Source organism: Streptosporangium sp. NPDC000095, assembly GCF_042899335.1.
GTDB lineage: Bacteria > Actinomycetota > Actinomycetes > Streptosporangiales > Streptosporangiaceae > Streptosporangium.
In genome coordinates this window covers 82,827-99,885 of sequence record NZ_JBIAZS010000012.1, presented here as the reverse complement: position 1 = coordinate 99,885, position 17,059 = coordinate 82,827, and the positions used below count along the sequence as shown (strand labels likewise).

Below are 17,059 nucleotides of genomic sequence, written 5' to 3'. Positions count from 1 at the left end.
GGCCCACGACCGGCTTCCTACCGATCTCGTACGGTCCGCGACGCGCCCTGAGGAGACCCTCTTCAGGCTTCAGGCGGGGCAGACGTCCCGGTAGGCCAGATCCCCCAGGTAGGTGCGCCACTCCTCGCGCGACAGGGTGCGGCCCGCACGCTCGCAGACCGCCCGCGCCACCGCCTCGGGCGCGACCGGATACTCGCTCAGGGTGCCGGCCTCGTCGACGGCGATCAGCCGGGCACCGTCGGGGCTGAACGTCAGCGCCCGCAGGTCGCCGGTCTGGGCGACGATCGGCTGGCCGAGGCGGCGCCCGGTCTCGACGTCCCATATCCCCACCGACCGCGCGGTCACGGCCGCGGCGATGAGGTCACCGCGGGGGGAGTATGTCAGGTTGGCCCCTGTTCCCGCTCCGCCCCGGATCACGGCGCCCACCCGCTTCCTGTCCCGGGTCTCCAGCACCGAGATCCGCCCCACCTGGTCGGCGACGGCGAAGCGGTCACCCTTCCGGTCGAAGGCGAGCGCGATCGCCGGGATGCTCGCGGTGGGCGAGCCGTAGGTGTCTCCGAACGGCTCGCCGGTGCCCGCGTCCAGCAACCGGTGCTCACCGCCCACGACCGCGAGCGCCCTGCCGTCCGGGGTGAACACCAACCCGTCGGCGATGCCCTGGGGCCGCGACCAGCGGAGCCGGCCGCTGGGCACGTCCCAGACGTGGATCTCCCCTTCAGGCTCCACCCCGGAGTCGTAGTAAAGGGTGTACGAGGCCACGGCGGTGCCGTCGGCGCTGATCGCCACGGCGGGCACCTGGCCGGCGCGGGCGGGGGTGACGGTGGTGATCCGCTTGAAGGTGGAGGTGTCCCAGACGGTCAGCCGGGAGCTCTCCGCGCCGTTGTTGACCACCAGCCGCCCGCCGTCGGCGCTGAAGACCATCGCGAAGTACCTGTCCGCGCCGCCGGGCCCGATCTTCAGCGAGCCCACGCGTGCGCGACGGCGGACGTCTCGGATCACGACCTCGCCCGCCTCGCCCTCCCTGGAGGCGAGGAGCCGCCCGCCTGGGCTGAATGCCGCCCAGCGGGTCCCCGGGCCCTTCAGCGTGACGGGCCTGGTCAGCGCGGAGACGTCGAGGCTCGTCACCGAGTCCTCCGCGAGGTAGCGCAGGGTGCGCCCGTCCGGGTCGAAGGCCACGACGGGGTCGAAGGCGTCGATCCGCTGGGTGAGCAGCAGCCTGCCGTCCTCGACCCGCCAGAGCCGCAGGGCCGTGTCGACCGCCGTGGCCAGGAAGCGCCCGTCGGGACTGAAGACGATTTCGCCGGTCGCCCCCTCCTCGAAGAGCCTGTCCAGCTTTCCCCCGGTGGACGCGTCGCGTAGCTCGACGATCCGGCCCCTGGCGACGGCGATGGTCGCGCCGTCGGGGCTGTAGGCCAAACTCCTCCGCCCGCAGACGTTGCAGCGGCTCCCCAGCGGAACCTTGCGCAGACCGTCGAGGGTGAAGGCCGACACATCGCCGTTGAGGTCGGCGGTCGCGAACCCGCGCCCGTCCGCCGAGATGTCGCTGCCGATGGCTCCCACGACCGGGGAGTGCCTCTGGCCGGTCACGACGTTCCAGACGATGAACCCCTCCCCCTGCCCGACCATGAGCCAGTCCTCCGACTGCCCGAAGGACGCGGTGGTGTCGCCGCCCGCGTTCCTGCCCTGGACCTCCATGGCGGCGCCCGTCGGCCTGCCGGTCCGCATGTCCCAGATCCTCAGCCTCAGGCCGCTGATCACGGCGAGCCGGCCGCCTCGCGGGCTCAACGCGATCCAGCGCAGGTCTCCGCCGATCCCGGTGAAGCCCCCGGTGCGCCTGCCGGTCCGCACGTCCCAGACACGCACCTCGCCGTCGCTCACGCTGACGAGCATGCGCCCGTCGGCGCTCAGCGCCCTGAGGGTCTGTATCCCCGTGGCCGGGTCGTGGAAGGCGGCGGACTCCCGCTGGGCCAGCGAACCGGTCAGGCTCGCCCTCGCCTCGGTCACCGGCGCCAGCCGCCAGGCGGCCACGCTGAGCAGCATCGCCGTGACCGGCTCCGAGCTGCGGAGCGTCTCCGCCGTCGCGGCGAGCCTGGCGGCCGTCGCCTGGTCGCGCTGGGAGGCGATGACGGCGCTGCGCGCGTCGGCCACCCTGCCCTGCCACACGGCGAACGCCCCGGCGGCCAGCGCGACGACGAGCAGCACGGCCAGCGTGCCGGAGAGCACCCTGCCCCTGCGCGCCCGGCGCCGGGTGAGAGCGGCACCGGCCTCCAGGAAGTCACGCTCGACCGGGCTGAGCGTGATGTTGCGGCGCCCGGTGGCCGCCCAGCGCATCGCGTTCTCCAGGCTGCCGCCCTGGAACAGGTCTCCGTCCCTGCGCCCCTGGACCTGCCAGCGCCGCGCGGCGGTGAGGATACCCCGGTGCACGGCCAGGCCGTCCAGGTTGGCCTGGACCCACCCGCGCAGCCTGGGCCAGGCCCGCGGCAGCGCGGGCCGCGACAGCCACACCTCCCGGTCGTCGTGAGCCAGCAGGTACGCGAAGACCTCCATCAGGCGCCGTACGGCGGCGGCCTCCCCCTCCCCTCGCCCGTCGAGGAGCTCGCCCCACTGCGCACGGCGTACGACGAGCTGGTCGTCGTCGGTCACGGTGACCAGCCGCAGGAAGATCTCGGGGGCGAGCTCCCGCTCGGCGGGGCCGAGCGCGGCGTAGGCGTCCTCGGCAAGGGTGCCGAGCGCGGGGTCCGTCGAGGTCGCGCGGACCTGGGACCCGGCGTCGCTGCCCACCGCGAGCAGCCTCGGGGTGTCGAAGGTCCTGCCGCCGCTGACCAGGGCGAGCAGCAGGTCCCTCGCGGTCGGCCTGGACTCGGGGTCCTTGGCGAGCGAGGCCGCGACCAACGGCCGCAGGTGCTCGGGAAGCATGTCCAGCTGGGGTTGCACCGACAGCACGCGGTGCATGACCCCGCCCAGGCTCTCCGCCCGGAACGGGTCGGCGCCCGTCGCGGCGAAGACCATGATCCCGCCCCAGGCGAAGACGTCGACGGCCGCGGTCGCGCGCAGGCCCATGAAGATCTCGGGGGCCATGTAGGTCGGGGTACCCGCCACCATGCCGGTCGCGGTCAGTGACATGTCCTCGGTGCGGGCGACACCGAAGTCGATCACCCGCGGGCCGTCCGGGCCGAGCAGCACGTTGTCGGGTTTCAGGTCGCGGTGGACGACCCCCGCCTCGTGGACGGCGGTGAGCGCGGTGGCGATCGCGGCCGCGAGACGGTGCAGGTCACCCCCGGTGAAGCGGCGCCCCTCGGCGACGGCCCTGCGCAGGCTGGGCCCCTCCACGTACTCGCTGACGATGTACGGCCTGGGCCCGTCGAGATCGGCGTCCAGCACGCCCGCCGTGCAGAAGGAGGCCACCCGGCGGGCGGCGGCGGCCTCGCGGCCGAACCGGTCGCGCAGCTCGGGGTCGGTCCCCGCATCACCGTGCAGGACCTTCACCGCGACGCGCGTGCCCTCGGCGTCGTACGCCTCGTAGACCACGCCCTGGCCGCCCGCGCCCAGCCGCCCGGCCAGCCAGTAGCCGCCCAGCCGCTGTGGATCACCATCGATAAGTGCCGTACTCAACTCACGCTCCGTTCTCCGGTGGATTGGACGCCCCGGAGGACGGTGAGGTTCGGGCGATGTCACAGACTCGGGACATGTCTCGTCCTCCTTACGTGAACGGTGACGAAGCTCTCGCGGCAGAGTTCGATGCCATCCGGCCACGGCTGGTCGGCGTGGCCTACGGCCTGCTCGGCAGCGTCGACGAGGCCGAGGACGTGGTCCAGGACGCCTGGTTCCGGCTGGGCAGGGCGGAGCGTTCGGAGATCGGCGACGTGACGGGCTGGCTGGTGGTCACAGTATCGAGACTCGCGCTGGACGTACTGCGTTCGGCGCGCGTGCGGCGCGAGGAGTATGTCGGGCCGTGGCTGCCGGAGCCGGTGGTCGGCGAGGGCGACCCCGCCGACAGGGTGACCCTGGACGAGTCGATGAGCATGGCGATGCTGGTGGTGCTGGAGTCGCTCAGCCCCGCCGAACGCACCGCCTTCGTCCTGCACGACGTGTTCGGGCTGCCGTTCGGGGAGGTCGCGCGCGCGGTCGGGCGCTCGGCCGCCGCGTGCCGGCAGCTCGCCGCCCGTGCCCGCGGGCACGTCGCGGCGCGGGCGCCCCGCTTCGAGGTCGACGAGGCCGAGCACCGCAGGGTGGTCGAGGCGTTCGCGCGGGTCATCCGAGGCGGGGACGGCGACGGCGACATCGACGCGCTGATGGCGCTGCTCGATCCCGACGTGGTGCTGCGCAGCGACGGCGGCGGGGTGGTGGGGGCGGCGAGGCGTCCTGTCCACGGCTCCGAGCGGGTCGCCCGCTTCCTGCTCGGCATCGCCAGGAGGATCGGCCGCGCCGACCGGCTGGCCGTGACCACGGTCAACGGCCGGGCCGGGCTGTTGCGAACGTCGGGAGACGGGCTCTCCGTCTACGGGCTGACCGTCTCCGAGGGCCGGATCACCGGGATCGACATCGTGAGAAACCCGGAGAAACTAAGGAGTGTCCGATGAAGCAGCGGATGAACATCGGCGAACTCGCCCCCGAGGCCTACCGGGCCATGCAGGGGCTGGAGAAATACCTGGCCGGCAGCGGGCTGCCCCACACCACGAGGGAACTGGTCAAGATACGGGTCAGCCAGATCAACGGCTGTGCCTTCTGCGTCGACATGCACGCCCATGACGCGAAGGCGGCCGGGGAGAGTGACGAGCGGCTGTTCTCCGTGGTGGCCTGGCGGGAGGCGCCCTTCTTCAGTGACGCCGAGCGGGCGGCCCTCGCCCTGGCCGAGGAGGCCACCCTTCTCGCCGTCCACGGTGAGAGGGTGCCGGACGCGGTGTGGGAGGAGGCCGCCAGGCACTACGAGCCCGAGGTGCTGGCCGCGCTGGTCGTGACGATCTCGACGATCAACGCGTGGAACCGGATCGTCGTCACCACACGTGTGGTTCCAGGGACCCTGCGTAGCCAAAACGGTTGATCGGGAGGGGCGAGGCGCACTAGGTTTGGCTCGCACGGTTGCCCGTGCGAGCCGGACGCGCGAGCGTCCGGCGGATCGGTGTCACAGGACGCGGAGCACGGCGAGCCGGGGAAGGGGGCGGATCATGCGTCGACCCACTCGGATCATCCGGTGCCGCCCCGCCCGCACCCCGGGCCTGGATCCGCGGCCTCCCTCAGGGCACCCCTGTTGACCTGGTCTTTACGGCAGCCTTATGCGGCGATCTGTAGATACTTCTCATAACGGAACCATCACGCCGGGGGGCTCAATGAAGAGACTTGTGGTCGTGCCACCATATGTCGCGCGGCTGAAGATCAGGGACATTCGTTCCGTGACACGCCGTGGCGCGACCGGTGATGCCAAGGTCGTCGACCTCAGCGCCTACACGGGCCGCAACGTCCTGCGTTTTCCACGGACGAGCGGTCCCACGTCCGCCGCCTGACCCCCGTCACCGTCGGACGACCCCACGTCCGGCCTCCTCGCGAAAGACCCGCCACGGCGGGTCTTTCTTCGTTTCCCCCGTTCGGACCGGTCGGTACCTTCGCCCCGGACGAGGGCTTTCCCCGCGTGTCCACCCGCTCGGTGACTCAACCGGCGGCGGTGTCGCGGACCCGGCCGTGGGCGTCGTGCGGGAGGTCGGCGTAGTGCCACTGGTGGTCGCGGGCGTGCTTGCAGGCCGTCTCCAGGTCGCCGCGCTCGATCACCGCGAGCAGTTCGGCGTGGTCGCGGGCGATCTCGTCGAGGTTCACGCCGGTCGCGAGCATCGTGACCGAGGTGCGCGCCTCGATCTGCAGCCCTTCCCAGGAGAGCCTGAGCAGCTCGTTGCGGGCGGCCTCGACGATGCGCCGGTGGAAGGACACGCTCGCTCGCGTGGACGCCTCGCCGTCGCCTTCCGCGGCGGCGACGCGCATCGCCTCCACGTCCGATGCGAGCGCCTCCAGCGGGACGGTCCCGGCGAGCAGGGCCAGGCGGATCGCCGTCTCCTCCAGCGCGGCCCGCACGACGTAGCTCTCCCTGAGCGTCTCGTGGACGAAGGGGCGCACGAAGGTGCCCCTGCGTGGCTGGGTCTCCACCAGCCGCATGACCTCCAGCTCGCGCAGCGCCTCGCGGACGGGGGCCTGGCTCGTGCCGTACGTCGCCGCGAGACGCGTCTCCACCAGGCGCTCACCGGGTCCGAGCCGGCCGGAGATGATCCGGCTGACCAGTGAGTCGCGGATCTGCCGCGACAACGTCAGCCTCGGCAGCTTGGAGGGCTCCTCGGTCATGGAGCGCATCTTACCGAGCATCGATTCTCGCTCATCGATCTCCTCTTGACTCCGGGGTGACACCCAGCTTACGGTGCCGATAATCAATTATCGATAATTAACCCATTCGTAACGCAGGGGGCCGGACATGATGATCCAGGCAGTCCACGTGCCCGAGTCCGCGGAGGCCGTGGCGGTCCACTCGGCGAGGGGCGGCCAGATCATGGGCGGCGGCACCGTGGTGATGCCGCTGGTCACCGGCGGAGCCGCGCCCGGAGGCGAGCTGATCAGCCTGCGCCGGGCCGGGCTCTCGGGGATCGAGGTCCGCGACGGCCAGGCCAGGATCGGCGCGGCGGCCCCCCTGTCCTCCGTCGAGGAGCATCCCGGCCTCGGTTTCCTGCGCCCGGCGATGCGCAGCATCGCCTCCCCCACGATCCGCAACCTGGCGACCGTGGGCGGCAACCTGTTCGTCGAGCAGCCGTACGGCGACCTCGCCGTCTGCCTGCTCGCCCTCGGCGCGGTGTGCGAGATCGCGGGTCCCGGCGGGCGGCGCGAGGCCCCGGTGGCCGACGTGCTCGCCTCGGGAGTCGACCACGGCGAGTTCGTCACGGCGGTGGTGACCGCACTGCCGGAACCGGGAACCTGGTACTACCACAAGGCCATGCGCCGCAGACTGAACTCGGCCTCCATCGTGACCGTCGCGTCCGTGACGCGGACCGAGGACGGCGTGGTGACCTCGACCGTGATCGCCCTCGGCGGCGTCGCCCCGCGCCCGGTACGCGCGGTCTCGGCCGAGCGGCTGCTGCTGGGCCGCCCGCTGAGCCCCGAGGTCCTGACCGAGGCCGGAGAGGCCGCCCGCTCCGACGCGGCGCCCTTCGACGACGCCTACGCCAGCGCCTGGTACCGGGCGCGTGTCCTGCCCGTGCACCTGCGCCGGGCCTTCACCGGCTAGCGGTCCCGCCGCGTCCACCAGACACCCCTCACCTCATGAAAAGCCCGCCCACCCCCAGAAAGGGCCGGACAATGTCGTCACAGATCGTCTCGCTCGTCGTCAACGGCGAGCCCCGGGAGTTCATCGCCAAACCGGGCACCACACTCCTGGCGGTCCTGCGCGACTCGCTGGGGCTCACCGCGGCCAAGCGGGGCTGCGCGCAGGGAAGCTGCGGCACCTGCACCGTGCTCGTCGACGACCGGCCCGTGACGGCGTGCCTGATCGCCGTGGAAACGGTCTCGGGGGCCTCGGTCCGCACCCTTGAGGGAGTGGCCGCGGGCGGAGACCTCGACGAGGTGCAGAGCGCCTTCGTCGACAACTTCGCCACCCAGTGCGGCTTCTGCACGGCGGGCATGATCATGGTCGCCGAGGCCCTGCTGGACCGCGATCCGAATCCGAGTCAGGAGGACGTGGCCGAGGCGATCTCGGGCAACGTCTGCCGGTGCACCGGCTACCAGCCCATCATGATCGCCATCCTGGACGCGGCCAGGCGCAGGCGCGGAGAATCCCCCAAGCCGGTGCCGGCCTCGGAAGAGACGGTGTCGCGGGAAGAGACGGTGTCGCGATGACCTACCGGCTCGCCCCCATCGACAAGGACTCGTTCGCCGCCGAGCGCGAGGACGACTTCACCGTCATCGGCTCGGTCGTCCAGCGCTCCGACGCGCTGGGGCACGTCACCGGCAGGACCGAGTTCTTCGAGGACGTCGCCCCGCCGGGGATGCTGCACCTGAAGATGCACCGTTCGGCCCGCCACCACGCCAGGATCAGGGGCGTCGACCTGACCGCCGCCCTCGAGGTGCCCGGCGTCACCCGGATCCTCACCCACGCCGACATCCCGAACAACCTCTACACCCCGCTGAAGCTGATCGGCGTCGGGCCGGACGACGAGCCGATCCTCGCCGTGGACAAGGTTCGCTACCTGGGCGAGCCGATCTGCGCGGTGATCGCCGAGTCCGAGGCCGCGGCCCTGGAGGGGGTGGCCAGGATCAGGGTCGACTACGAGGACCTGCCCGCGGTCTTCGACGTCGAGGAGGCTCTGGCGGAGGGGGCGCCACTGGTCAACGAGTACCACGGCCGCAACTTCTTCACGTACGAGGGACACCACTGCCGGCGGATCCGGTTCGGCGACGTGGAGAAGGCGTTCGCGCAGGCCGACCACATCTTCGAGTGGCGCTACGAGTCCGCGCCGATCGAGCAGGCTCCCACCGAGACCACCGGCTGCGTGGTGGTCCCGCAGGCCGACGGCCGGCTGCGCATCCACTCCGACACCCAGGCGTGCTTCTTCACCCTCGACAACACCGCGCTCATCCTCCAGACCCCGTTCAACAAGCTGCGCATCGTCGGCGGGACGGTCGGCGGAGGCTTCGGCGGCAAGGTCGACGTCGTCGTCGAACCGGTCGCGTGTGTGGCCGCCATGACGACCGGCCGCCCGGTCAAGTTCGTCTACGGCAGGTACGAGGAGATGCAGGTCTCCTCGCCGCGCGCCGCCGAACGCATCTACATCAAGGACGCCGTGATGGGCGACGGCCGGATCATCGGCCGCAAGGTCACGTTGTACGTCGACTCGGGCGCCTACGCGCGGCACACCCCGTACGGCACCACCAAGGCCGCGGCCCACCTGCCGGGACCGTACTCGATCCCGAACGTGTGGGCCGACTGCCACTGCGTGTTCACCAACCGCACGCCCTCCAGCGCGATGCGCGGGTTCGGCGTGACCATCGGCGACTTCGCACTGGAGTCGCAGATGGACCGGATCGCGAGGGCCCTTTCGATGGACCCGCTGCGGCTGCGGCTGCTCAACGCCTACCGCGACGGCGACCTCAAGGCCCACCGCAAGGTCGCCGAGGGCACGGCGCTGGTCGAAGTGATCCAGAAGGCCGCGGAGATGTCCGGGCACGAACTGCCCGAGGCGTACCGCCGGATGTCCTCGACGACACGAGAAGGGCTGTAGGCCATGGCCAGGCTGCGCGGGCGCGGATACGCGTCGGTGAACTACCCGACCGGCATGAACCTCGGCGGCGACCCCTCACAGGCGCTGATCCACTCCACGACCACGGGCACCTTCGTGATCACGCTCTCCTCGGTGGACCTCGGCCAGGGCATCAAGACGATCGCCGCGCAGTGCGCGGCCGAGACGCTCGGCCTGCCGATCGAGAACGTCCTGGTCAACACCGCCGACACCGACACGGGCCCGCACTGCATGGGCACCTTCGCCAGCCGGGGCACCCACCGCGTCGGCAACGCCGTCATCATGGCGGCGGCCGAGGCGCGCGGCGTGATGCTGGAGGTCGCCGCCGAGGAGCTGGAGGTCGACGCCGGAGACCTGGAGACCGACGGCACCGGCGTCATCAAGCTCAAGGGCTCCGACGAGCCGAGCATCCACATCACCGAGCTGGCCATGGCCGCGCACTTCAAGCACGGCCGTACGATCTCCGGGCGCGGCATCTTCCTCAAGGAGCCGAGCGTGCCGGTGCCCGAGACGGGAGAGATGGACCCCGACTCGTGCCAGGCGCACGCGTGCACGGTCGCCGTCGTCGAGGTGGACGACGAGACCGGGGTGGTCGAGGTGCTGGAGTTGTACAACGCCTACGAGATCGGCCGCGCGCTCAACCCGGCCATGGCGACCCAGCAGGTCGAGGGCGGTGCCTGGATGGGCGTGTCGCACGCCCTGTTCGAGACCACCGAGCCCTACTACCCGCGGCGCGACCACGGGCCCCGCGACTTCGCCGACTACCTCATGCCGGGCCCGGCCGACATCCCCGTACAGCACAGCCTGTTCCTGGAACGTCCCGCCGGCAACGGCCCCTACGGCGCCAAGGGCATCGGCGAGATGACCGCCAACGCGCCGATCCCCGCCATCGCCAACGCCATCTACGACGCCTGCGGCGTGCGTATCACGGCGATGCCCTTCACCCCCGAACGCGTCCTGCGCGGGCTGGACGCCCTCGCGCGAGACGCCACGCACGAGGTGCCCTCGCACGAGGGCGCCTGAACACCCGGAACACCCACCCGATCCGAAGGAACCGATAACCATGCTGAAAGTCGTCTCGCTGCTCAAGCGCGCGGAGAACATGTCCCACGAGGAGTTCGCGAAGTGGGTCGTGGAGGACCACGTCGAGTTCGCCAAGAAGCTTCCCGGGCTGCGCAAGTACACGGTGAGCGTCAGCAACGGCGATGACGCGCCGTTCGACTCGGTGAACGAGCTCTACTTCGACGACGAGGACGCCCGCGCCGCCGCGTTCGGCTCCGAGCACGGCAAGGCCGCCGCGGCCGACGCCGCCGCGCACACCACCCAGCGGGTCCACCTGCTCACGACCGAGCACGCCCAGCTGTGACGCCCGGCGGGGCGTCCCCGGTGTCCGGCGGGTTCCCCTCCGCGCCCGATGGGTCCTTCCCGGTGGCCGACGGGGCCTTCCCCGCCGACAAGTCCTCCTCGGCGGCCGGGTCCTCCCCGGCGGCCGGCGGAGGGGTGGCGCTCGGCGGAGGGACAGCGGACGGAAGGGCGGCGGACGGCGGAGCGGCGACGGATGGCGGAGGGGCAGCGGCCTGCCCGCCGGACGAGCACGCGCTCGCCGCCGCGCTCGAACGGGAGGGGTACTTCGCCGACGAGGGTCTTCGCACCGCCGTCCACCTTGCGCTACGGCTGGACCGGCCGCTACTGCTCGAGGGAGAACCGGGAGTCGGGAAGACCGAGGTCGCCGCGGTGCTCTCGCGCGTCGTCGGCCGGGAACTCATCCGGCTTCAGTGCTTCGAGGGACTGGACGCCGGACAGGCGCTGTACGAATGGGACTATCCCAAGCAACTCCTGCATGTCCGGGTGGCGGAGAGTCGCGGCCAGGAGGTCGGCGACCTCTACCGCGAGGAGTTCCTGTTGCGACGGCCACTGCTGCGCGCCCTGGAGTCGGATCGCGGCGCGGTCCTGCTCATCGACGAGATCGACCGCGCCGACAGTGAGTTCGAGGCGTTCCTGCTGGAGTTCCTGGGCGACTTCCAGATCACCGTCCCCGAGCTGGGAACCATCCGGGCGCGCACGCCCCCGATCGTGGTGCTCACCTCCAACCGGACCCGCGAGCTGCACGACGCCCTCAAACGGCGATGCCTCTACCACTGGATCGCCTTCCCCGAGGTCGACCGCGAGCGGGCGATCCTGCGCGCGGCCGTACCCGGCCTGGAGGAGACGGCGGCTGAAGGGCTGGTACGCGCCGTCCAGCGGGTGCGCGGGCTGCCTCTGCTCAAACGGCCCGGTATCGCCGAGTCCGTGGAGTGGGCCAGGGGGGCGGTGACCCTCGCCGAGGGCGGCAGCCCGTGGCCCGTGGCGCTGCGCCGTGCCCTCGGCCTGCTCATCAAGGACGAGGAGGACACCCGGCTGCTCGCCGGGCACGCGGAGGAGCTGTTCGGCGATGTCTGATCCCGCCGCCGTCGCGGGAAGCCCGCCCCCCGGCTCCGAAGCCGTTCTCCCCACAGCCGCCGTCCCGGCGAGGGAGCCGTACGACGATTCCGAGCCCGGCGCCCTCGCCGCGCGTCATCTGTGGGGATTCCTGTCCTCGCTGCGCGCCGCCGGCGTGACCACCGCGCTGCCGAAACAGGCCGACCTGCTGCGGATTGTCGGCGCGTCACCACCGCGTGACCTGACCGCCCTGTACTGGTACGCCCGGATCACCCTGCTGCACGACATCGGCGAGCTCGCCGCCTTCGACCGGGTCTTCACCGCGTGGTTCCGGCAGGGCGGCCCTCCTGACGCCGTACCGCCACCCCCGGCGGGGGAGAGCGAGTCCCCCTCCCCCCAGGGGCCGGGCGAGGACGACCCCGCCCCGCGAGAGGTGCTGCCCGGTGACGGCGTCGAGGCCAGCACACTCAGCACGTACGGCAGGCGGGACTTCGACGCGGCCGACGACCGGTGGCGCTCGGTCGTCCGCGCACTGGAGGCAGCCTGGCCCGCCGCACTGCCCCCGACCCCGTCCAGGCGGCGGCGCCCGGCGCGTTCCGGCGACCGGCTGGACATGCGGCACACCTGGCGTCGGGCGCGCCGCCACGACGGGGAGATCATCGAGCTGCGCCTGCGTGCCCGCCCCCCGCGCCCGCGCCGCCTGCTCATCCTGGTCGACGTCTCGGGCTCGCTGCGGCGACACACCCCCGACCTGCTCCGTCTGGCGCACACGGCCCTGCGCGCGGCGCCGGCCCGTACCGAGGTCTTCACCTTCGGCACCCGGCTCACCCGGATCACCTCCGTGCTGTCACACCCCCACCCCGGCCGGGCGCTGCGCGCGGTGTCCGAGCTGGTCACCGACGCCGACGGCGGCACCGCGATCGGGGCGGCGCTGCACGAGTTCCTGGGAGTCCCCCGGTTCGTGGCGCTCGCGAGGGGCGCGCTCGTGATCGTGCTCTCCGACGGGCTCGAACGCGGCGACCACGTCCCCATGGTCCGCGCGACCGCCCGCCTGTCCCGCCTGGGCCACCGGCTCGTCTGGTGGTCACCGCTGGCGTGCTCCCCCGACTACATCCCGGTCACGCGCGCCATGGCCGCCCAGCTCCCCCACCTGGACCACCTCGGCGGCGTGCGCGACCTGCCCACCGCCCTCGCGGAGGTCCGCCGCCTCCCCGCGGTCCTGTCCGGCCCTCGGGGCGCGGCGGCCAGGCGGTGGCCCATCCCACGACCCACGGGAACCCGTCCATGACATGCCTCACGGTCCCGCGTCCCCTCCCCGGGGCCGAAGCCGGAGGTCCCCACGCCGGAGGTATTCGATGAACGACACCACCGCCAGTCCGGCTCTCGCCGGGATCGTCGACGCGCACCACCACATCTGGCGCGCCGCCGACCTGCCCTGGCTCCAGGGGGAGATGATCCCGCGCATCTTCGGCCCCTACGAGCCGATCCGCCGCGACTACCCGGTGTCGGAGTACGTCGAGGAGGCCACCGGCTGCGGTATCACCTCCTCGGTCTACGTCCAGGCCAACTGGTCTCTCGACCGCTGCCTGGACGAGGTGCGCTGGTTGCGCGACACCCATGCGGAGACCGGCTGGCCGATGGCCGTGATCGGCTCGGCGGACCTCTTCGACGAGGGCGCGGCCGACGTGATGCGCCGCCAGGCCGCGCTCACCCCGCTCATGAGGGGAACCCGTCTGCAACTGCACTGGCACGAGCGGCCCGAGTTCCGTTTCGCCTCCGCCCCCGACCGCATGAAGGATCCCGTCTTCCGGCGCAACATCGCCTCGCTCGCCGATCTCGGCTGGCTGTTCGAACTCCAGGTGTTCACCGACCAGATGGCCGACGCCGCGAGTTTCGTGGACGACTTCCCCGATGTCACGTTCGTGCTGGTCCACGCGGGGATGCTCGAAGAGTCCGGGGCGTCCCGGGTGGCGGAGTGGAAACGTGGCCTGAGGCTGCTGGCCGAGCGCCCCAACGTCGTGGTGAAGCTCACCGGCCAGGGCACGTTCGTGCACCGCGTGGACCGCTCGCTGATCGAGATGGTCGCGGACACCTGCCTGGAGGCCTTCGGCTCCCACCGCTGCATGTGGGGCAGCAACTTCCCGATCGAGAAGATCTGGACCGACCTTCCCACCCTGGTCTCCACCTGGCAGGAGGTCCTCGCCCGCCGGTCCCCCCAGACCGTCCAGAACGTGTTCGCCGCCACCGCCCGCCGGGTCTACCGCCTGTGAGAGGCAGCCGGGAGTGAAGGCCGATGTCATCACCCGGCCGTCGGCGGTGAGCACCCGACTCAGACGTACGCGCTACCGGCCGCCCCTGGTCCGTGTCGTCGGAGTACGCCGCTTCGTGACGAAGCCCTACAGGCCGAAGGCACCGCCCTCGATCAGGATGAGCAGGCCGATCCCGACCAGCACGACCGGCAGCAGAATGTGTCCCCACCGGCTCAGTGCCCTGGCGACGATCGGTCGAGTGGCGAAGAACCGCCCGGCAAGGCACCACACGGCCACCAAGGTCAGAAAGACGGTGACGTAGACGGCCATCGAGCCGACGCCCGCGGTGGCGAAGACGGGGACGTACACCCCGATGTTGTCGCCGCCGTTCGCGAAGGTGACCGCGGCCACCTCCAGGACCTTCGGCCCACCGGCATGCTCCTCCGCCGTCTCCCCGGCTCCGTCGCGCCCATCGCGGTGGGCCTTCCACGCCTGCCGACCCGCCTTGACGCCCAAGACCAGCGGGAGCAGGCCCAGGTAGGGCAGGACCGGCTCGGGGAGGAAGGTGGCACCGAAAGCCGCGGCCACCGCCACGGCCAAGATGCCCAGGAAGCCGAGATACTGACCGGCCACCACCCGCGCGGCGGCTCCGCGGCGTCCGGCGCCCTGGGCGAAGAACAACGCCAAGATCAAAATGTCGTCGATGTTGGTTACAGCGAACAATCCCACCGCCTGCCCGATGATGCCCGCATCCACGATGAGACGTTCCCTTCAACCCGAAGATGTCCCCGGCGACCCTACCGGCCGGGAAAACGACGGGCGATCACGGTGTTCTCACTGCACAGTCCCAGAGCGTCCGGGAACAGAGAAGGGGGGCCGGAGTCGACTCCGGCCCCCCTTTTCCGGTGGGCGTTACGCGGGTTCGGCTTTCGTACCCAGCGCTGCTTTTCTGCTCTGAATCAGCCCTGAATATTGGGGCAGAGCACTTATTCGTGGGCTGCGGTATTCCTGCGTCATTCACCTCGCCGGTACGGGTCGATGGTGATCATCCTCAAGGTTCCCTTGGTCACCATGAGCATCTCCCCTGCTCCAAGGTCTCGCAGTGCAGCCACCCTGGTAACCGATGAGGACCGCTCCAGGACGTGCCCATCAGACCGCAGGCGGAAGAGCAGGCCGCCCGCGCCGGCCACTACGAACCCCTCGCCGTCTCGGACCACCTCACCGACGAGTGGCTGCCTGACGTCCACGTTCCACAACACCGATCCGTCTTCGGGGTCGATGGCGAGATAACCGGCCCCTCGTTCTCGCAACCACACCACACCACCGGTGAACTGGGCGGCCGAGGACGAGAGGTCGGCATCGTGACGGAAGAAGCGCTCGACGAGACCCGATGACAATCGAATGCTTACAACGGATCGTGGGCCGCACGGCACCAGGCAACGGTCAGGGCCGATCATGGTGAACGCCGGATGACCGTCGGTTTCGACCAGCGGCTCCGGCAACCGCCAGCGGTCCAGTTCCCTGCCATCTCGTGGATCGATCAGCCACGCTTCCGAGCCGTCTCCCAACAGCACGCCGCCATCCCAGGGCAGAGGAAGCACCGTGGCCATGCGCCGCCGTGTCCGCCACAGAGGCCGTCCGTCCTTCAGGTCGAAAGCAGACATGGGCGTGTAACCACGCCAGCCGCCGACGACGACCGTCTCCGCGGTAGCCACGACATGCCCCGAGTATTGCGGCAACCCGGCGCGCCACACCACAGATCCCGTAGTGAGATCGAGACAGAACAGTTGATCGGTGTCCTGTGGCAGAACCAGGCAACGATCACCGGCGACCACGACGGCACGCGGCCAGGTTCCTATCGGGACGTCCCAGCGGACCGAGCAGTCGTGGCGGTCCAGGCAGACAAGCCGAGTGTGGCGCTCATGGAGAACGACGCGGTCTTCCGTCACCGCCAACGCCGAAGCGGACCCCCTCTGATGAAGCTGCCGCTCCCACAGCGTCTTTCCGATCATCTGCCGATTTCACCAGGCAAGCACCAGCTGCATCAATCACATTAACAATGGGAGGTCATATCGGCCGAAGCCAGGAGTGGAACCCAACAGGTCCCGTTTGACCAGGTATTTCATTCCTCGGCAGCGCCGAGGGTACTGAGGGAGTGCGCTTATTCGGAAGGTTCGGTGTTTCCGGCGTGCCTGCGGTCCGGCGTCGTAACCCGCATTGGCTGCACCGGGATCCATGTTGCCGGCACCTCGCGCATCAGCAGCGCGCAGTCGAGCTTCGCGCTGCCTCGCGGGAACCGATCCTGGTTGTCGAAATAGCTGGACCGGACAGCGTGGACATCGACGGGCCGCACACGCCATGGACAGCCGTCTCATGTCGTGTCGCCCTCCTCGACGACTACCGTAGGACACCTATTCGGAAAGCTGATCGCTCCTCCGGGCTCCCTGGCACCGGTTCGTACCGACAGGCGTGAAAGTGAAACTGTCGGCGAAGTCGGAACCCTCTCCCCGGACGGCCAGAAGCATGGGCTCGCCGTACAATGCGGTCTGATCCGTACGCAAATGAAGGAACTCGTTCCAGAAATGGAAGCAGAGCAAAGAATCCTGAGGGTGCCCCGTCGCATATACCAAGGTCTTGGGAAAGTATGGGCTCGTGCCACCGCAGTAGACAGACGGCGGCCCGAACATACCGAGGGTCTGTTCGAGGGTTCGATCGCGCTCACACCAAGCCTTCTTGGCACCGATCAGCTTGTCGTACCCGTCCCGCGACAGGATACGGTCCGGCCGGAGCCATCCGTGACGATGGGCGAACTCGGCATAGACGGACGCGGCCATGTCATCGGTTCCGGCACCCCAGAGAGACTCGAAGGCTCCCCGAACTCCCGTGGAGAGAAAAGCCCTCCGAGCACGAAGGAAATCTTGTTCCTCACTCCAGCCTTGTTCACGGTCGTCCGTGTAGGCCATCGCGTCAAAGTAAATTCTTAGGGCGATCTCTCCACCGAACACACCTGGCCGACGAAGAGCAAAATTGATATGAGTCAACAGATATTCTCGCACCTGCTCGACCGTCCGCACTTCTCACCAACCGTCCGCATCGGCCATCACCTTCCCCTGTTTTCTTCACCAAGGC

At 70.4% G+C, this 17,059-nt stretch carries 16 protein-coding genes; 11 read left to right on the top strand and 5 right to left on the bottom strand.

The annotated features are described in order from the left end of the window. Positions 1 to 69: 69 nt before the first annotated feature. Positions 70 to 3,612 (bottom strand): protein kinase, encoded by a 3,543-nt coding sequence (locus ACFY3V_RS25455; protein ID WP_389776783.1) that lies wholly within the window; start codon positions 3,610 to 3,612, stop codon positions 70 to 72. Between the two features lie 74 nt (positions 3,613 to 3,686). On the opposite strand from ACFY3V_RS25455, the gene sigJ reads away from it, so the two are divergent. The 3 genes from sigJ to ACFY3V_RS25440 all read left to right on the top strand — a co-directional run bounded on the left by sigJ (position 3,687) and on the right by ACFY3V_RS25440 (position 5,501). Continuing rightward, positions 3,687 to 4,580 (top strand): RNA polymerase sigma factor SigJ, encoded by an 894-nt coding sequence (gene sigJ / locus ACFY3V_RS25450; protein WP_362902408.1) that lies wholly within the window; start codon positions 3,687 to 3,689, stop codon positions 4,578 to 4,580. Next, positions 4,577 to 5,041 carry a carboxymuconolactone decarboxylase family protein gene (locus ACFY3V_RS25445; RefSeq protein ID WP_350945928.1) on the top strand — a complete coding sequence of 155 codons (465 nt, stop codon included), beginning with the start codon at positions 4,577 to 4,579 and terminating at the stop codon, positions 5,039 to 5,041. Before sigJ ends, ACFY3V_RS25445 begins: the two co-directional genes overlap by 4 nt. A gap of 286 nt (positions 5,042 to 5,327) precedes the next feature. Continuing rightward, on the top strand, positions 5,328 to 5,501 hold the full coding sequence (locus ACFY3V_RS25440; RefSeq protein WP_350945927.1) for a hypothetical protein: 174 nt from the start codon (positions 5,328 to 5,330) through the stop codon (positions 5,499 to 5,501). Between the two features lie 145 nt (positions 5,502 to 5,646). Here ACFY3V_RS25440 and ACFY3V_RS25435 read toward each other — a convergent pair whose 3' ends face one another. Then, positions 5,647 to 6,324: a GntR family transcriptional regulator gene (locus ACFY3V_RS25435; RefSeq protein ID WP_362902411.1), complete on the bottom strand. Its 678-nt coding sequence runs from the start codon at positions 6,322 to 6,324 to the stop codon at positions 5,647 to 5,649. Between the two features lie 127 nt (positions 6,325 to 6,451). Here ACFY3V_RS25435 and ACFY3V_RS25430 point away from each other — a divergent pair, with 127 nt between their 5' ends. The 8 genes from ACFY3V_RS25430 to ACFY3V_RS25395 all read left to right on the top strand — a co-directional run bounded on the left by ACFY3V_RS25430 (position 6,452) and on the right by ACFY3V_RS25395 (position 13,951). Next, positions 6,452 to 7,255: an FAD binding domain-containing protein gene (locus ACFY3V_RS25430; protein WP_350945925.1), complete on the top strand. Its 804-nt coding sequence runs from the start codon at positions 6,452 to 6,454 to the stop codon at positions 7,253 to 7,255. A gap of 71 nt (positions 7,256 to 7,326) precedes the next feature. After that, the gene (locus ACFY3V_RS25425; protein WP_389776776.1) at positions 7,327 to 7,863 is read left to right on the top strand and encodes a (2Fe-2S)-binding protein; all 537 of its coding nucleotides are present in this window, start codon (positions 7,327 to 7,329) and stop codon (positions 7,861 to 7,863) included. Beyond that, complete coding sequence (locus ACFY3V_RS25420) at positions 7,860 to 9,245, top strand: molybdopterin cofactor-binding domain-containing protein (RefSeq protein WP_362902415.1); 1,386 nt, start codon at positions 7,860 to 7,862, stop codon at positions 9,243 to 9,245. The genes ACFY3V_RS25425 and ACFY3V_RS25420 overlap by 4 nt, the downstream gene beginning before the upstream one ends. Before the next feature lie 3 nt (positions 9,246 to 9,248). Further along, positions 9,249 to 10,286: a molybdopterin cofactor-binding domain-containing protein gene (locus tag ACFY3V_RS25415; RefSeq protein WP_362902417.1), complete on the top strand. Its 1,038-nt coding sequence runs from the start codon at positions 9,249 to 9,251 to the stop codon at positions 10,284 to 10,286. A gap of 40 nt (positions 10,287 to 10,326) precedes the next feature. Continuing rightward, on the top strand, positions 10,327 to 10,629 hold the full coding sequence (locus ACFY3V_RS25410; RefSeq protein ID WP_362518745.1) for an EthD family reductase: 303 nt from the start codon (positions 10,327 to 10,329) through the stop codon (positions 10,627 to 10,629). 20 nt (positions 10,630 to 10,649) lie between these two features. Beyond that, entirely contained in the window at positions 10,650 to 11,702 is a 1,053-nt protein-coding gene (locus ACFY3V_RS25405) for an AAA family ATPase (protein WP_389776771.1), read from the top strand. Continuing rightward, positions 11,695 to 12,969 carry a VWA domain-containing protein gene (locus tag ACFY3V_RS25400; protein ID WP_389776768.1) on the top strand — a complete coding sequence of 425 codons (1,275 nt, stop codon included), beginning with the start codon at positions 11,695 to 11,697 and terminating at the stop codon, positions 12,967 to 12,969. The genes ACFY3V_RS25405 and ACFY3V_RS25400 overlap by 8 nt, the downstream gene beginning before the upstream one ends. Before the next feature lie 67 nt (positions 12,970 to 13,036). Then, positions 13,037 to 13,951, top strand: a complete 915-nt coding sequence (locus ACFY3V_RS25395; RefSeq protein WP_362902423.1) for an amidohydrolase family protein — start codon at positions 13,037 to 13,039, stop codon at positions 13,949 to 13,951. A gap of 126 nt (positions 13,952 to 14,077) precedes the next feature. Here the strand turns inward: ACFY3V_RS25395 and ACFY3V_RS25390 are convergent, their stop codons facing one another. From ACFY3V_RS25390 to ACFY3V_RS25380, 3 genes are all read right to left on the bottom strand, one after another. Then, on the bottom strand, positions 14,078 to 14,686 hold the full coding sequence (locus ACFY3V_RS25390) for a cadmium resistance transporter (protein WP_362902425.1): 609 nt from the start codon (positions 14,684 to 14,686) through the stop codon (positions 14,078 to 14,080). Positions 14,687 to 14,943: 257 nt separating this feature from the next. Beyond that, complete coding sequence (locus ACFY3V_RS25385; protein WP_362902426.1) at positions 14,944 to 15,942, bottom strand: PQQ-binding-like beta-propeller repeat protein; 999 nt, start codon at positions 15,940 to 15,942, stop codon at positions 14,944 to 14,946. A 399-nt stretch (positions 15,943 to 16,341) separates the two neighbouring features. After that, entirely contained in the window at positions 16,342 to 17,004 is a 663-nt protein-coding gene (locus ACFY3V_RS25380; RefSeq protein WP_389776763.1) for a hypothetical protein, read from the bottom strand. Between the last annotated feature and the right edge of the window lie 55 nt (positions 17,005 to 17,059).

Coding starts and splice junctions, on each gene's coding strand:
- ACFY3V_RS25395 (WP_362902423.1), top strand. CDS start 13,037: ATGAACGACACCACCGCCAGTCCGGCTCTCGCCGGGATCGTCGACGCG.
- ACFY3V_RS25410 (WP_362518745.1), top strand. CDS start 10,327: ATGCTGAAAGTCGTCTCGCTGCTCAAGCGCGCGGAGAACATGTCCCAC.
- ACFY3V_RS25420 (WP_362902415.1), top strand. CDS start 7,860: ATGACCTACCGGCTCGCCCCCATCGACAAGGACTCGTTCGCCGCCGAG.
- ACFY3V_RS25445 (WP_350945928.1), top strand. CDS start 4,577: ATGAAGCAGCGGATGAACATCGGCGAACTCGCCCCCGAGGCCTACCGG.
- ACFY3V_RS25435 (WP_362902411.1), bottom strand. CDS start 6,324: ATGACCGAGGAGCCCTCCAAGCTGCCGAGGCTGACGTTGTCGCGGCAG.
- ACFY3V_RS25425 (WP_389776776.1), top strand. CDS start 7,327: ATGTCGTCACAGATCGTCTCGCTCGTCGTCAACGGCGAGCCCCGGGAG.
- sigJ (WP_362902408.1), top strand. CDS start 3,687: ATGTCTCGTCCTCCTTACGTGAACGGTGACGAAGCTCTCGCGGCAGAG.
- ACFY3V_RS25415 (WP_362902417.1), top strand. CDS start 9,249: ATGGCCAGGCTGCGCGGGCGCGGATACGCGTCGGTGAACTACCCGACC.
- ACFY3V_RS25400 (WP_389776768.1), top strand. CDS start 11,695: ATGTCTGATCCCGCCGCCGTCGCGGGAAGCCCGCCCCCCGGCTCCGAA.
- ACFY3V_RS25440 (WP_350945927.1), top strand. CDS start 5,328: ATGAAGAGACTTGTGGTCGTGCCACCATATGTCGCGCGGCTGAAGATC.
- ACFY3V_RS25430 (WP_350945925.1), top strand. CDS start 6,452: ATGATGATCCAGGCAGTCCACGTGCCCGAGTCCGCGGAGGCCGTGGCG.
- ACFY3V_RS25385 (WP_362902426.1), bottom strand. CDS start 15,942: ATGATCGGAAAGACGCTGTGGGAGCGGCAGCTTCATCAGAGGGGGTCC.